General features: G+C 43.2%; 13 protein-coding genes. All 13 read left to right on the top strand.

Annotated features, from left to right (window positions below; genetic code table 11):
• The first annotated feature begins 107 nt into the window (after window positions 1–107).
• The 13 genes from BM123_RS11030 (at window position 108) to BM123_RS11090 (ending at window position 15,065) form a co-directional block, all read left to right on the top strand.
• Window positions 108–1,340 (top strand): ADP-ribosylglycohydrolase family protein, encoded by a 1,233-nt coding sequence (locus BM123_RS11030; protein WP_090168274.1) that lies wholly within the window; start codon window positions 108–110, stop codon window positions 1,338–1,340.
• A 662-nt stretch (window positions 1,341–2,002) separates the two neighbouring features.
• Window positions 2,003–2,560 carry a transcription termination/antitermination NusG family protein gene (locus tag BM123_RS11035; RefSeq protein WP_090168276.1) on the top strand — a complete coding sequence of 186 codons (558 nt, stop codon included), beginning with the start codon at window positions 2,003–2,005 and terminating at the stop codon, window positions 2,558–2,560.
• Between the two features lie 286 nt (window positions 2,561–2,846).
• Complete coding sequence (locus BM123_RS11040) at window positions 2,847–3,593, top strand: tyrosine-protein phosphatase (protein ID WP_090168278.1); 747 nt, start codon at window positions 2,847–2,849, stop codon at window positions 3,591–3,593.
• Window positions 3,594–3,684: 91 nt separating this feature from the next.
• Window positions 3,685–4,398 (top strand): polysaccharide biosynthesis/export family protein, encoded by a 714-nt coding sequence (locus BM123_RS11045; RefSeq protein ID WP_175489334.1) that lies wholly within the window; start codon window positions 3,685–3,687, stop codon window positions 4,396–4,398.
• Window positions 4,399–4,685: 287 nt separating this feature from the next.
• Window positions 4,686–7,004: a GumC family protein gene (locus BM123_RS11050; protein ID WP_090168283.1), complete on the top strand. Its 2,319-nt coding sequence runs from the start codon at window positions 4,686–4,688 to the stop codon at window positions 7,002–7,004.
• Between the two features lie 2 nt (window positions 7,005–7,006).
• A complete protein-coding gene (locus tag BM123_RS11055) occupies window positions 7,007–8,293 on the top strand; it encodes a lipopolysaccharide biosynthesis protein (RefSeq protein ID WP_090168286.1) in 1,287 nt (428 codons plus the stop codon).
• A 179-nt stretch (window positions 8,294–8,472) separates the two neighbouring features.
• Entirely contained in the window at window positions 8,473–9,186 is a 714-nt protein-coding gene (locus BM123_RS11060; protein ID WP_139211848.1) for a hypothetical protein, read from the top strand.
• On the top strand, window positions 9,183–10,115 hold the full coding sequence (locus tag BM123_RS11065) for a hypothetical protein (protein ID WP_090168291.1): 933 nt from the start codon (window positions 9,183–9,185) through the stop codon (window positions 10,113–10,115). Before BM123_RS11060 ends, BM123_RS11065 begins: the two co-directional genes overlap by 4 nt.
• Window positions 10,116–10,364: 249 nt before the next feature.
• Window positions 10,365–11,315 carry a hypothetical protein gene (locus tag BM123_RS11070; protein WP_090168293.1) on the top strand — a complete coding sequence of 317 codons (951 nt, stop codon included), beginning with the start codon at window positions 10,365–10,367 and terminating at the stop codon, window positions 11,313–11,315.
• Complete coding sequence (locus BM123_RS11075; protein WP_090168295.1) at window positions 11,312–12,436, top strand: glycosyltransferase family protein; 1,125 nt, start codon at window positions 11,312–11,314, stop codon at window positions 12,434–12,436. Before BM123_RS11070 ends, BM123_RS11075 begins: the two co-directional genes overlap by 4 nt.
• Before the next feature lie 18 nt (window positions 12,437–12,454).
• Window positions 12,455–13,057, top strand: a complete 603-nt coding sequence (locus BM123_RS11080) for a DUF4254 domain-containing protein (protein ID WP_090168298.1) — start codon at window positions 12,455–12,457, stop codon at window positions 13,055–13,057.
• Between the two features lie 2 nt (window positions 13,058–13,059).
• Window positions 13,060–14,085, top strand: a complete 1,026-nt coding sequence (locus BM123_RS11085; protein WP_090168302.1) for a hypothetical protein — start codon at window positions 13,060–13,062, stop codon at window positions 14,083–14,085.
• Window positions 14,082–15,065, top strand: a complete 984-nt coding sequence (locus BM123_RS11090; RefSeq protein WP_090168305.1) for a glycosyltransferase family 2 protein — start codon at window positions 14,082–14,084, stop codon at window positions 15,063–15,065. Before BM123_RS11085 ends, BM123_RS11090 begins: the two co-directional genes overlap by 4 nt.
• Window positions 15,066–15,094 lie beyond the last annotated feature (29 nt).

A 15,094-nucleotide genomic window follows, 5' to 3' on the forward strand; every position in this document is an offset into this window, starting at 1 on the left:
CCAGTAAACCATAAAGCGGTCGGTAATAAGTGTTCAGTGCAAGCATTGCCTGAGTACTTATTACTGGCCGTTTTAGGTTTTGAGGAGGAGCTCCTTTATTTTACGGGATGCTTCGCTTGCTCCTCCCTTGCTCACTTATATTTTCTCTTTGCACCTGCGCGCCGTCGCCCTCCGAACCACGAAAGTCAGCGAAAACTGCTCTTCAGGACCAATTCGAAGGCTTCTGGCTCGGTCAGTGCATCGCAAACTGGACGGGACTTATCACCGAAATGGATAAGATCGGTGAGGTGGGAAACATTAAAACAGCTGCTTTTTATACCCGTGCTGACTGGGGCGGACCGGATGAGCCGAATATCTGGTCAGGGGACAGTATCAGCAAGATTTCGCCGATCATTGATTTTGTTCTCGTGCCTCCGGACAGCGTCTGGGGAGCGGACGATGACACCGATATTGAGTATATGTACCAGCACCTGTTGGCACAGCACGAAACGCCCCTGCTTAGGCCGGAGCAGATCGCCGCTGGCTGGATGGAACATATTCACCATGAAGAAGAAAACTACCTCTGGGTCAGTAACCAGCGGGCGCTTGATCTCATGCTGTCAGATACGCTGCCGCCGCTAACGGGAGATCCGCGCTACAACGAGCATTATGCGATGATCGATGCCCAGTTAACAACGGAAATATTTGGTCTTTACGCCCCCGGCGACCCGGCGAAAGCATTGGAAATGGCGCATCTTCCCATTCGTACAACGGCCCGGGAAGAAGCTGCAGAAATCGCCGAATTCAACGTCGTTATGTATTCCCTGGCGGCGGAGGAGGGCGACGGCGCGCAGGTGCAGCGTTTGGGGGATGAAGCAAGGAAGTACCTCACCAACGGCCGCTACCCGGCGGCCATGTACGACTTCGTTCGCGCCCGGTACAGCGCCGGCATCCCCTGGGAGCAATGCCGCGATGCCGTCTACCAGCACTATCAGGTTGATCAGGCCGATGGATACGACATCAGTAGCCAGAACATCTATTGCAACGGCTGCTTCGCCGCCGGTATCAACTTCGCCGCCTCCATCATCAGCCTGCTCTACGGAGAAGGTGACCTCAAAGAAACCATCAAAATCGGTACTCTTTGCGGTTGGGACTCTGATAACCCCACCGCCACCTGGGGCGGCATGCTTGGCTTCATGATGGGCCGCAAAGCCATTGAGGAAACCTTCGGGCAGCCGCTTTCCTCCAGCTTCTGGATACACCGCACCCGCCGCAATTTTCCCCGGCAGGGAATGGACAACTTTGCCCGCATGGCCCGGGAAGGAATGAAGATTCGCGAAATGGTGAGGGAGCAAGGATAGGCTTGAGTTCGTGGGGCCATAAAGTTCGGAGCGCCCCTCAATCTTCGATAAGAAACCTACGGACTAACTATAGCAATCGCTACTGCCCGAACCGGGTTTCAGTCGGGGTGAATTGGCAGGACGAGATAGTTTATCGTGCATCGTTTTCCGAACGGAAGCCATTAAGACGGCCGGAGCCAAAAATATGAAGGTGTAGATGGCCGGAAGGGAGGCGTTTTGTCCGCTTAACTCCATCATCAGCAGGTGAAAAGGGAGAGAGTGTTAACAACAGGTGAAGCGGTCTGTACGGGGTCGATGGATGTTTTTGGGTGACAGAAAGCTTTATTTTGAGTTTTAATTGAAAAAAGCTGAACTTTTTTTGAAAAAAAGAGGCGCTCCGAAGGCTTCATATTGTTACGGAATTTAATTTTGATTTTTGACTGTTTTCGATGTAATAGTTTGACGATGATGGTTTTATCAGTGGTAAATATTCTGCTTCGGGGCTAACTGTTTTTTCAATATTTCAGAATAAAATTTTATTTAAGATTAAAATCAGCCGTTGTTAACGAATAGAATTTGGTAAATTTGAATTATAGCTATAATTTAGTGCTAAGGTCATGCTGTGTTTTGCTATTGTGGTGGTATGTTAACTTTTGATTTAAACACAACAGAAATACAGCTCTATGGTACACACTAATTTTACAAACGGTATATCAGATATAAGGTGGCTTGTTTTGTACGTCGGCTCAAGAAAAGAGAAGGCAGTACTCAAGTCATTAGAATCTAATCAGATCGAGGCCTACGTCCCCCTTAAGGAGCGACTATATAAGTATGCCAGTAAATCACTGGTAAGGCAATTACCGATAATCCCTGGCTATGTATTTGTCCGGGCCGGAAAAAAAGACCTGGGCCCGATTCTGGGTATCCCATTTGTCTTTGGCTTCCTGAAAACGGGAGATAGCTATTCAGTCGTCTCTGAAGGGGAGATATCCCATCTGCGAAGATTGTGTAGCGCTGACCAGCTAAGCTGGTGCGAAGAGCCCGTTGATACACTCCGGGCTGGAGCATTGGTGGAAATTGTACGAGGTCCTTTAGCAGGCGTCAGGGGGCGGTTCGTCGATAAAAAAGGCAAGGATTTATTTGTGGTTTCTTTTGGAGATCAACTTCAGACCCAACTTGGAACCTTTGAGATCCGAAGAAAAGATATAACACTTTTAGAAGAGGTATTCATGGACAAATAGTTTTCCGTGATCACTGTGGTATTAAAGGTAATGTGCACCAATATTTGCTTGTAAAAGCCAGGGTGCCAGTACCGGATCGCTTTTGTTTAATTACACACTAAATTATTATACAAACAAGCTGTCATCCCCTTGAAAGGGTGATCGCACCTTTTTAATAACCCTAGAGGCAATTCTTATTTATTTGTTTTTCTTCAGGAAGTGAGTCTCCCCGACGCATAGAGGGCGAAGCCATTCCATTGATAGTCAGAGCTTTTACACGGAGGTTTATTCATATCAAAACAGAACGATGAAGAATTTATTTTCCTTTAATTTTTTTCACCGAGCAAACCTGTTGCCTGACTATAGCTTCCTGGGGACTGATATCCACTCACATATTTTGCCTGGAATTGATGATGGTGCCCAAACGTTAACGGAAAGTTTTCAGTTATTAAACGGGTTGAGCGAATTAGGGTTTGAACGCTTTTACGCAACCCCTCACGTAATTGCTGATCGGTATCCGAATACGCCGGAGACGATACAGAGTGCTTTAAAAAAAATAACAGATGTCATTTCTAATCGGGGCGATACATTTCATGTAGAGGCTGCTGCTGAATATCTGATTGATGAAAGTTTTGAGCACTTACTTGATGGCAAAGGAATAATGACGCTGCCAGGGAAACGGGTTTTAATTGAAATGCCATTTGTCGCTCCTTCTCCGAATATGGAAGAGTATATTTTCAAACTTCAGGTTAATGGACTTCATCCGGTAATGGCGCATCCTGAGCGTTATAATTACTGGCAGAACGAAACGGAAGAATGGAAACGGGTAGTTAAGCTTGGTTGTGAGTTACAGGTAAATCTACTGTCTTTATTCGGGTACTATGGGAAGGGGGCACGTAATCGTGCATTCGATTTAATCAATAAAGGTTGGGTCAGTTTTTTGGCAACGGACATACACAATGTTCAACAGCTTTCAGTTCTAAAAGCCGGATTAAAAGACCGGTCAGTAGCAAAGCTGTTATCCGAACATGAGTTTTTTAATAATAGGTTGTAAACACCAGTTAAAATAAATTAAAATGGAACACATAAACACTACCTTATTTATTTTAGTCATACTACTCTCCTCGTGTATAAACCATAAGGAGTTGGTAAACTTTAATGAAGCAAAACTACCGGCTGATACGCCCGTGCCTGTACTGAACGCTTTGCAACTTCGGGTGGAGCCTGATGACCTGTTGAGAATTAACGTTCACAGTATTGATCCGGTAGCAGCGGCTCCCTTCAATATTGAACGACAATCTACGGGGAACACTCAAGGTATTGATTTTAACAGCCTGGAGTTGTTCAGTGGATACCTGGTAGACCGGGAGGGATACATTGACTTTCCATTGCTTGGCAGGTTGATGGTGAAAGGGATGAATCTGGAGGAGATTAAAAACCTGATACACGGTAAGCTCAAGGTTTACCTTAAAGATCCCGTGGTGAGCGCCCGCTATCTGAATTTCAAAATTACGGTTCTGGGCGAAGTGTCTACTCCCGGGATCATACGCCTGACTAATTCACGGGTTACCTTACTGGATGCTTTAGGGCATGCAGGAGATTTAACTCCATATGCTGATCGTTCAGATATTTTGCTGGTTCGGGAGGGAGAGGAGACGCGTGTTTTTAAGCACATTGATCTTCGGCGAGAAGACTTTTTCAATGATCCATATTTCTATTTAAAACAGAATGATGTGGTCTACGTGAAACCAATTAAGGCTAAAACTGCCACCGTTTCTGACCCTGGCCAACGTTTAATCTCTTATGGTTCGGCACTACTGTCTTTTGTTACCTTAATCTTTGCTTTTACGAGAGATTGATTGAGCATTTCTCACAGGACATTTTCAGCAGTGTAAGAAGCATCCAGTGCTTCCTGACCGTTGTGCTGCTCAGGTTTAGCTCACTTGCCTGGCATCGTACAACATATTCTTGATTTTGTCCGAATATTAAGTTGTGACCTGGCCTGGTCGATTTTTACAAGTCCCAGAAAGCTTTACTTGGGATTTTAGATACTACTGCTGGAAAATGGCAGCGAGAATCAAGTATTCATCCCATAATTAATTCAAAGTAACTTCTCTTGTCTACTTCAACATTGAATTCCGTACGTATGCGCTCGGAGAATTTGGTGCCAAGCTTGAGCATCGATTACCGAGCCCTGATTTTTCGCTACCGCAAAAATTGGTTTTGGTTTGCCCTTACTCTATTGGTATTCGGATCTCTGGCTTTCCTGCAATTACGATATGCTACACCGGAGTATACTACCAAAGGTAGTTTTATCGTCGAAGACCCGCTAGATAGTGACGGTGTTTCAACCCGGCAGTTCACACAACAACTGGGGTTCTTTGATCAGAATAGTATTGAGGATGAACTTAACGTGATGCGTAGCCGGGCTTTGATGTGTGAGGTGGTTAAAAATCTAAAGCTGAATATAAAAGTGGTTCATAAGGGAAAGGTGCGAGATGTCGACATTTATCAGCCTGATCAGTTTGTCATTCAAATGGTTGATAGCCTTAACCAGGATTCAGTAGAACCAGAATACGGATCAATATCAATTCTGGGGAATTCGAAGGATGAGTTCAGGCTCGTCTCTCAAGGAGATACAACTGCAATGATCCCGGGAGAATCATTCCTCATTGGCAATAAATTCTTTTCATTTAAACTGACGGATAAATACGAAAGTCCGGGAGAGGATGGTTTTTGGTATGTTGTCTCTTATCGTAAAGATGATGATGTAGCGGGTAGCATGGTGGGGAAATTAAGCATTTCCCAGAAGGGGCAATCCAATACTGTTGACGTGGTATATACAGACACAGATCCGGACCGTGCGGCGGATGTTGTTAATGAATTGATCAATGTCTATAACTATAAAACTATAAATGAGCGTAGTCTGACGGGCGAGCAAACCGTTGCTTTCATTGATTCCCGATTGGAGTATGTGAGCCGGGAATTATATTCTGTAGAAGCATCCGTTGCCGGGCTTAGGCAAAACGAGGGGATGGTGGTAGATCAGGCAACACGTGGAGCAGATTATTTAGCTCAGCTCAATGAAGCAGATGCTCAATTAAGTGAGCTTCAGGTAAGAAGAACGTTAATCGATGAGCTCAGGATGGAATTAAGTGGCTCAACGGAGTCTCATCGTCCACTTTCAGTGGCGTCAGAAATTATTGATGGTACACTTACTTTGTTAGTTGACAGATATAATACACTGATTTTTGAGCGGAGTCAAACACTGGAAGTCGCTATGCCGAATAACCCCGTGGTAATTACTTTCACGGAAAGGCTGAAAAATCTACGTAGAAGTCTACGGCAGAGTGTGGAAACACTTTATGAAGAAACAAACGAACGTATCAGTAGAATTGAACAGCGAATTCAGCCAATAGAACAGAGCATGAATCGTATGCCAGAGAATGAAAGAAAGCTTCTTCAGGTACTAAGACAACAGAAAATAAAGGAAAACCTCTTCGTTTTTCTTATGCAGAAACGTGAGGAAGCTGCTCTGACGGTAGCTGCTCAAATCCCTAATACTCGTATTGTTGATAAAGCAATTCCTAAACGAGTTCCGATTAGTCCGAAGCCAAAACAAACCTATATGCTGGCTTTTGGCCTGGCATTTCTTATTCCCGGACTCTACATGTTTTTACAGGAAGCTTTTGATACGAAGCTTCAGTCAGAAAAAGACCTGGAGAAACTAACGGGTCTGACGGTAATTGGGCGAATCGCTCAGTCCAGTAAAAAGGCAGCAATTGTTGTTTCACGGGATAACAGATCTGGTGTGGCGGAAATGTTTCGTTTGCTAAGAACTAATCTGGGCTTTATGTTCAAAAAGGATCGTACGCCAGTGTTGTTGTTTACTTCTGGAGTTAGTGGTGAGGGGAAGACTTTTGTCGCATCCAATTTGGGTTATAGCCTGGCATTAGGTAATAAGCGTACAGTATTGGTAGGGGCAGATTTGCGCAAACCGCGCCTTGCTGAGGCAATGAAAAATGGTGCCAGGAAAACAAAGAGAATTAAGCCTGGTGTTGGGCTTTCAAACTATTTGATCGGGCAGGCGACCTACGATGAAATTCTAAAGCCAACCAATAATGAAAATCTTTTCCTGATTGAAAGTGGTCCGATACCTCCCAATCCTTCAGAGCTTTTGTTGAGAGGGGAGATCGGCGAATTGATCAGACGACTGAGGGAGGATTTTGACGTTGTAATTATCGATTCAACTCCGGTGGGCCTGGTTACGGACGCTTTGTTACTCAAGGAGTTGGTTGATATCACTCTGTATGTTGTGCGACTTGGGTATACACCCAAAATGAGCCTCGACGTTTTAACAGATATATCCGATAAGGACAAATTACCTAATGTTGGAGTCGTTGTTAATGGTTTACAGCCAAAGCGTGACTATGGTTATGGTTACGCTCAAGGATACTATAAATAATAGTGCTTAAACAGTTAGACAAACTGGCGACGCAGTATCCATTTGTAAGTAAATGGACGAAACTGATTGGAGTAGCAGCAGGGGGGCAATTGGCCATTCAGGCAGTTGGCTTCATATCGGGTATACTCGTTATTCGACTTTTGCCTACTGAGCAGTACGCTTACTACGTTTTGGTTAATACGATGCTGGGGACGATGGCTGTGTTGGCAGATGGAGGGATTTCTCTTGGCGTTCTTTCTGAAGGTGGTAAAGTATGGCAGCAGCCTAAAGAATTAGGTAAAGTTTTAGCCACCGGAATGGACTTAAGGCATAAGTTTGCGATTGGTAGCCTGGCAGTTTCTATGCCGATTTTATATTACCTTTTACGACAACAGGAGCTGTCGCATCTTTGGGTAATCATTTTGATTCTTTCATTGCTGCCATCCTTTTATGCTTCACTTTCAGGAGGACTACTTAAGGTAGTTCCTCGATTACATCAGGAAGTAAGTTCATCATTAATGATTGATCTAAAGTCAAACATATGGAGAGCTTTGGCAACTGCTGGAAGTTTGTTGTTCTTTCCCTTAGCGGTATGTGCTGTCTTAGCAAATGGAGTAGGCCAAATCAAGGCCAATCAACTCCTGAAAAAATTGTCTCAAAAACATATTGCGGAGAACAGTCAATCTGATGACTTTTACCGAAGTCAGATTCTCAAAACTGTATGGAGAGTTTTACCAGGTAGCATATATTATTGTATATCCGGGCAGATTACTGTTTGGTTAATATCTATTTTTGGTAGTACAAGCGGCATAGCGGAAATCGGGGCCTTAGGGAGACTGATGGTCTTATTGATGCTTATCCAAAACTCTCTGGATCTGCTGATTGTTCCGCGTTTTGCCCGATTAATGGAAAGACCTGAAGAACTCAGGCTTCGCTTCATTCAAGTTGTGGGAGCGGTATCAGGAATTTCTCTTTGCTTGATCCTGGGGATTTACCTTTTTCCCAAACCGTTTCTCTTTATTCTTGGTCCGGATTACATGGATTTAGAATATGAAATGCTCTTAATGACCATAGGGAGCTGTATAACTCTCGTCGCTAATACAGTTAATCGTCTTGCTTCCGCACGGGGAATTATACCAAACCCAGCTCTCTTTTTGCCCTTTACCGTTTTTAGTCAGATAGTACTACTTGTTTTCTTTATTGATTACTCTTCGGTAGTTGGGGTGCTGAATTTTAGCATTTTGGGAGCGGCAATCGGCCTTCTGTACAGGATCATCCATTTCTTTACTTACAATCTCTCCTCTGAATAATGATTGGTAAGATCTACCTCCGGGTTCGCCAAGGCTGGAATCCCTGGAGAAAAATGTTGTCGTTGATCGTTAAGCGCAGACAGTTAATCGTGAAGGCTGCCCGATTTGAACGACAGGAGGGAATAATAGTAAGCTTTACCGCTATCCCAGAACGGGTGTCCCAATTGAAATATACCATCTTGTCCATTCTTAATGGGGATGAAATTCCTGAGCGCATTGTACTTTATGTTAGCGAAAAGACTAAAAAGTCAATTCGTGAGCAGCAAGATAAAGTGTTAAACGAATTACTATTGATTGGCTATCTGGAAATTCGGGAGGTTAAGGATGTTGGCCCACATACCAAGTTAATCTATGCTCTTGAGGATTTTCCTGGAAAAGCAGTCGTTGTATGCGATGATGATATTGTCTATCCTCCTTATTGGTTTCATGCTATCAGGGCCCGATATCATGAGGTGAAGGGCCAGCAAATGGTTGTTGCTCAAAGAGCTCATAGAGTGACCTACTATCCTGATGGGGCCATAAAGCCGTACGCTGATTGGGAGAAAGAGGTGCCAACAGTTCAAGGAAAGGCTGTAATAGGTAAGGATCTCTTTCCAACGGGAACAGGAGGCGTACTTTTTCCACCAGGTAGTATGCCGGAGCTGACAACTACGGTGTCTGAGTTTAAAGAACTAGCACCTAAGGCCGATGATATCTGGTTCTGGTTTTGTGCCTTGTTGAATGGGAATACGTTTACGCTAACCGACGTTAAATATCAATACGAAGATGCTCCGGAAATTCCTAATTATAAATCGCCAAATCTTTATTATGACAATGTAGGTGGAAGTGCAAATGACGATCAATTTCAATTGTGTCAAAATTATTTTAAACAAAAGCATAATCTCCAGGTATGAAAGTTTTAACTACCCTCGCAGAAGGTAGGTATTTTTTAGGCGCTGCAGCTCTGATCAATTCAGTCGTTCACCATGGTACATATATTGATAAGATCGTGATAGGCTATCGGGATGAACTGCCAAAATGGCTTCCTGAATTGAAACCTACGGCCAACGGGCACCAGTTTTCCTTGTCTATGGGAGTCCCCGTAGAGCTCATTGAAATGGCTGGTAGTTTACATATGGTACATGAAAAACCAAACTGGTTCCGCTATTTGATGGAAGAATTAGAACCTGCCGCTGAAGAATTTTTTTTTTTCGATTCAGATATTATAGTAAACGCAAGAATGTCATTTTTTGGAGAGTGGGTTCAACAAGGAGTAGCTGTTTGCGGAGACATTAATTATGTTTTTTCTCGTAGACACCCGATTCGCATTCAGTGGGCAAAACTTGCGGAAACGGAGGGGCAGCTAGTTAAAAATACCTATGATCAATATTACAATAGCGGTTTTTTAGGATGGCGACGGGAGCACAATGAATTCATTACTGATTGGAATAATGCTTTTCAGCTACTTGCGCCTCATAGCGGAGGAATGAAGCAGTTTCGGGTTAAAGACCGTACAGAAATGGTCCTTAGCGCGAATCAGGATTCATTGAATGTAGCCATGATGATTACGGAGGTGCCTACTTCTACAATCGGTCCGGAGGCAATGGGTTTTGAATACGGACTCCAGCTTATGCATCATCCGCTTGGCCCCAAACCATGGAATCGGAACTTTTTTCTGGATTTTTTTAAAGGTATGCCTCCACGGCAGGCTGATATTAAATACTGGGAAAATGTGAATGGTCCTGAATTCAAGCCTGTAAAAAAGCATAAAGTAATTTGGAATATTTTAGTCTGTAAGGCATTCCGGTTTTTAGGCCGATTTTACAGGAAATATGGGGGCTGATTTTTAGTGATGTTTTTTAGGAAATTGTTAGTGATTATGTTGGGTGTTGTTTTATAGATTCATGTGTTGTACTAAGAAAGAACGAATGTTTTAAATAAAAATGGTCGTTTCGTTTATCCTGTAACTTCATCTTAATGTCAAAGATGAAATTGTCCATTAGTCGTTGATTTATCTAAAAAATAGAATCAAGCTTATGGGGGCGGAGGTTACGCTTTGTAGTCGTAATTGGCTGCTTTATGAAACTTAGTTATGAATACTATGAACAATTCACCAACAAGTGTAATTTGTACACTTTTTGAAAAGCAATATCACCTGGGTTTTGCTGTCCTGTTAAATTCACTCTATGCTAATAATTTCCGAGGGGATATTTATGCTGGATATAGAGGGGCGCTACCTCCATGGGTGAGTGATATTCGAAAAGTAAGCGAAGGCCATGATGTGTTTTCTGTTGCAGAAGACCTTTTTGTGCATTTTTTAAAACAGGCAGATACTGGCCATATGACCAATATAAAACCGGATTTCATGCTTGAATTATGGGAAAAATACTGCCCAATGGCTGAGCGCCTTTTCTATTTTGATCCGGATATTGTTGTCAAAGCAGATTGGAGGCATTTCGAAGAGTGGTCTGACCTGGGAGTCGCAATGGTGGAGGATATGAATTCCCCTATTCCTATGTCACACCCTATACGACTGAAATGGAAGCATTTCTATGCTGAAAATGGAATCAGAATAGTGCCAAAAGATGATATTTACGTTAATGGAGGATTCGTTGGTGTTCACCGTTCATATCGTGCTTTTCTGACACGATGGAAAGAAGTACAGACCCTTATGAAAAGGTGCATCGGTAGCCCTCTTGTTATCGGCATTGCTGATCGCTGGAACCCATTCCATTATACTGATCAAGATGCTCTTAATATCGTAAAAGATTTGTACCCGAGCATTTCTATAATGGAAAAAGGAGCAATGGATTTCGGGAAAATTGGATACGTTATGTCACATGCAGCGGGTAAGAAAAAACCCTGGACTAAAAATCACTTGAGAGAAATTCTACTCAACAGTGTTAAACCTGCAAATACTGATAAGCTATACTGGAAGCATACTAAAACGCCTGTCAAGGTTTATTCAAATCTAACCTATTGGCGGAAACATTCTGCTGTTCGAGTATCTGCTATGTTAGGTCGCGTAATTGGACGGTCGTGAATATTGTCTTCCTTGTTGGCGGTATAGAACCCGGTAGAAACGGAGTTGGGGATTATACCAGAGAGTTGGTTGCAGCTTTAGAGGGGTTTGGACATACGGCGAGTATCATTGCTTCGCATGACCCCTGGGTAAGTCATTGCAGGAAAGAGCGGCAAAAGTCGGGACAGCATATGATTCCGGTTTTCAGAATTCCTCGAAATGCAGGGCAAAGAGAAAGACTCTGTTTAGTTAAAAGAGAAATAGAAAGGCTAAAACCAGACTGGGTAAGTATACAATTTGTCCCTTACGCCTTCCATCAAAAAGGTTTGCCATTGTTTTTTCTTCGGCGACTTACACAAGTCTTACAGCCCTATCGTATTCACCTGATGTTTCACGAGTGTTGGATTGGAATTACCAGAAATTCACCCCTGCAACACCTGATTGTTGGTGCAGGGCAACGGCAGTTAGTCCGGTATTTTGTTAAGAGTGTTAGTCCTGCCGTAATTAATACCTCGAATGAACTGTATCAGGCCGTTCTGTCTCGGGCTGGTATTCATGGAGATTTATTGCCGCTTTTTAGTAATATTCCTATAGCCATGGGGGCTCCTGAAAAGTGGGATGGGGCGGAAGGATCTGCTCTGAATATCGATAAAATTTCATTTAAGCGTAAATATCTGGCCGCTGGAATATTTGGAACAATTTATCCCCAAGTCGACTTGGTCAGTGCAATAAATGAGTTGCATGAAAGGGCAAGGGGAAATAATCAGGAACTGCTTATCATCACCTTTGGACGTTCGTCATCAGATGGTGAGCAAAGATTGGCAGATGCTCTTGTTACAGCTAATTTACCTGTTCGGAATATTCGTTTGGGTGAACTATCCGCTAAACGAGTATCTCAGGTAATGCAAAGATTAGATGTTGCTATTTCTTGCACCCCCCGCCAGCATCTGGGGAAAAGCGGGGTCTTTGCCGCATTGCGCTTACATAAGGTCGAAGTCATGGCTACCCTAAATGATTCTCTGCCAGAGTATGACCACATGATTGAGCCTTCAATCAATACACTATATAATCGACCTTCAGAACGTTGGTCGGTAGAATGGGTGGCAAGGCGATTCCTTGAACCACTAACTATTATTCATTAAACCTAATTCTTCATTCTTATGATTAATGTTGAAAAGATTCTGATTTATCAGAAACAGCTTGTTGCTGACTGGCATGAAAAACTTGAAGCTACAGAGACGATACTTCCCTGGAAGTATATTGAGGAAAATCATTTTTATAACTTCAGTCTTTGGCACGAGGAGGATGTAGCGCGCATCAAAAATATTGATGATGCCCGAATCGTATTGGCAAAACGAAATATTGATCGGTTTAACCAAAATCGAAACAATGCGATGGAACGGATTGATGAATGGGTACTCAACTTTACGGAAAAGAATGGTCAGGCCGGCGCAGACGCTATGATGCATTCCGAGACGCCTGGTATGATGATCGATCGGCTAAGTATCATGGCCCTGAAAAGGTATCATATGCAGGAAGAGGTGGATAGAATTGATGCCAGCCCTGATCACATCGCTAAGTGTGCTGGTAAAGTTGCTGTTTTGGATGAACAGATTAAAGATCTCGCTAATACTCTAAAAAGAATTCTTTCGGAGCTAGAGACCGGTACTCTTAAGTTTAAAGTGTACCGGCAATTCAAAATGTATAATGACCCTAGTCTGAACCCCGAGTTGTACAAGCGGCAGCAACAAAGTGTTGAGTAATTATGGCAAACTCAAAAACACTCAGAATTGATATTTCGGAGGGTGGTAACGGTGATATGTGGATGCGTATGGCTAGTTTCTATGCGATGGCCAAAATTTGTGGTGAGATAAAGTTTGAGCTTTTCGTTCCCGGGTTTATGCAAAATCTTGCCAATTATACTTTCAATGACCGCTTAACTTTTCTGGAGGAGAAAGATAATTGCGATATCAGGTTTACCAGTCTTGGACTTAAGCATATGGCTACAGGTATTCGAAAAGGCAAGAGTTATATCGCCCCCTATCATCGATCCGTTATTACAGATAAAGGAAGCCGTACGGTTAAAGATCAATTGAACATCGCTTTACATAACGTCGGGCAAGTACTTGGCAAAATCCATCTTCCTCCCTGGGAAGTAATTAACGATTACCAGGGCTACATGGATATAATTGGATTGAAAGTGTTGCGAGGTGTCACCTATGAGGCTTATCTCCATCAAATGGAATCGGATTATCATGAGCACGTAGAAAAGTTACGAGCTGCTGCGATGCCTACTTCTCCTGAATTGACCTTTCCGGATGATATTCAGAAAAGTACCGTTGTGTTTCCAAATGGAACAAGCCGGCAGTTTATTCCGGTATGGTGGGCAAAGAAACATTTGCCCGAAGCTTACTATGCTTTCTTTATCAAGGATACATACGCAACGGAGTTTCAAAAGGCAAACTTAAAGGTTGTTTACTACTATAGTGAACCGGGAGATATAGTCGCTTTGAGCCATCGATCAAACTGGACGATTAGCACGGATAGCTTTAGTTCCCATCTTTTACAATATTCAACCGAAAGGTGCACGATCACCACAACTGAGGTATTGGCTTCCCGGATAATTACACCAGTTTACCGCGGTAAAGTTGTAGATGCAGTAGCTCCTTGTCACCCTTGCCTGAAAATGGAGCGAAAAGCTCACCCCACTTGTATGGCTGGCTACGCCGATTGCCTTAATTGGAAAAGCGAGGTGTACTCTCAGAATATACTCCAATCTATTCCAGGATGAATAAAGTAACTATCTGTATCCCTACCTATAACCAGGAAGATTACGTGGAAAAAACTATTCGTAGCGCGGCAAGCCAAATTCCTCCACCCTGCGAAATTATTGTTTCCAACGATTGTAGTACTGATGGAACTGCAGCTATCCTGGATAATCTGGCAAAGGAAATTGAAATTCTTAAAGTTATTCATCAGCCGGTAAACCTGGGAGTAGGCCGTAACCCCGACACCTGTCTTCGATTAGCAGAATCTGAATATGTCGTTAAGCTGGATTCAGATGATATTCTCCTGCCGGGGTACATAGCAAGCCTGTCCGCCGCATTGGATAGAAACCCACGTGCCGGATATGCGCATGGAGCCGTTCGGGAGATTGATGAAAATGGAAAACAAATTCGCTTGAGAAAGCTGTACAGGAATAAAGAGTACCAAGACGCTGATACTACACTACGCAATGCTCTGAGCGGTTATCGTGTAGCGGCTAATATTTTGATGTTTCGTAAGGAAGCTCTTGAGGCCGCCAACTTCGTAAACCCGACAATGCACTTCGCCGAAGACTACTATTTGAATGTCTCTATTGCTGATGCAGGATTCGGAAATGCTTATGTGCCTGAAATACTATCGGAGTACCGCGTTTGGGAAGACGTTGGAAATACTCGAAATAAACGAAAACAAGTCGAAGTGGAAGGTCTGATTACTGTTTTTGAAGAACGTATTCAGCCTGCTTTTCAAAAAAGAGGATGGGATATTTCTAAAGTCGCTTCCCGACGAGCAGAACTGGCTCGCCGACAGGCCTCAGCTTTGTCGTGGTCAATATTTTCAGAGGAGGAAAAAGAAAGTTTGGAAAAGGCAATTCTTAGACTTTCTGATGCCCCTTCGGTTACGCTTGCCATTAAGTGCTACCGTAATAATCTTGGATTTGTATATGACTTAAGAAAAAATATGACTGGCTTTCTGAAGTCTGCCGTAAAAAAAGTAGCCCTTCGCTAAGGGCTATTGACATCTAACTTATCCTTGAC

Origin of the sequence: Neolewinella agarilytica, from assembly GCF_900110645.1 — a bacterium.
Taxonomy (GTDB): Bacteria; Bacteroidota; Bacteroidia; order Chitinophagales; family Saprospiraceae; genus Neolewinella; species Neolewinella agarilytica.

Excerpts from the sequence above, each read along its gene's own strand:
- BM123_RS11030 (WP_090168274.1), top strand. The coding sequence starts at position 108 with ATGCTTCGCTTGCTCCTCCCTTGCTCACTTATATTTTCTCTTTGCACC.
- BM123_RS11035 (WP_090168276.1), top strand. The coding sequence starts at position 2,003 with ATGGTACACACTAATTTTACAAACGGTATATCAGATATAAGGTGGCTT.
- BM123_RS11040 (WP_090168278.1), top strand. The coding sequence starts at position 2,847 with ATGAAGAATTTATTTTCCTTTAATTTTTTTCACCGAGCAAACCTGTTG.
- BM123_RS11050 (WP_090168283.1), top strand. The coding sequence starts at position 4,686 with ATGCGCTCGGAGAATTTGGTGCCAAGCTTGAGCATCGATTACCGAGCC.
- BM123_RS11065 (WP_090168291.1), top strand. The coding sequence starts at position 9,183 with ATGAAAGTTTTAACTACCCTCGCAGAAGGTAGGTATTTTTTAGGCGCT.
- BM123_RS11070 (WP_090168293.1), top strand. The coding sequence starts at position 10,365 with ATGAATACTATGAACAATTCACCAACAAGTGTAATTTGTACACTTTTT.
- BM123_RS11080 (WP_090168298.1), top strand. The coding sequence starts at position 12,455 with ATGATTAATGTTGAAAAGATTCTGATTTATCAGAAACAGCTTGTTGCT.
- BM123_RS11085 (WP_090168302.1), top strand. The coding sequence starts at position 13,060 with ATGGCAAACTCAAAAACACTCAGAATTGATATTTCGGAGGGTGGTAAC.
- BM123_RS11090 (WP_090168305.1), top strand. The coding sequence starts at position 14,082 with ATGAATAAAGTAACTATCTGTATCCCTACCTATAACCAGGAAGATTAC.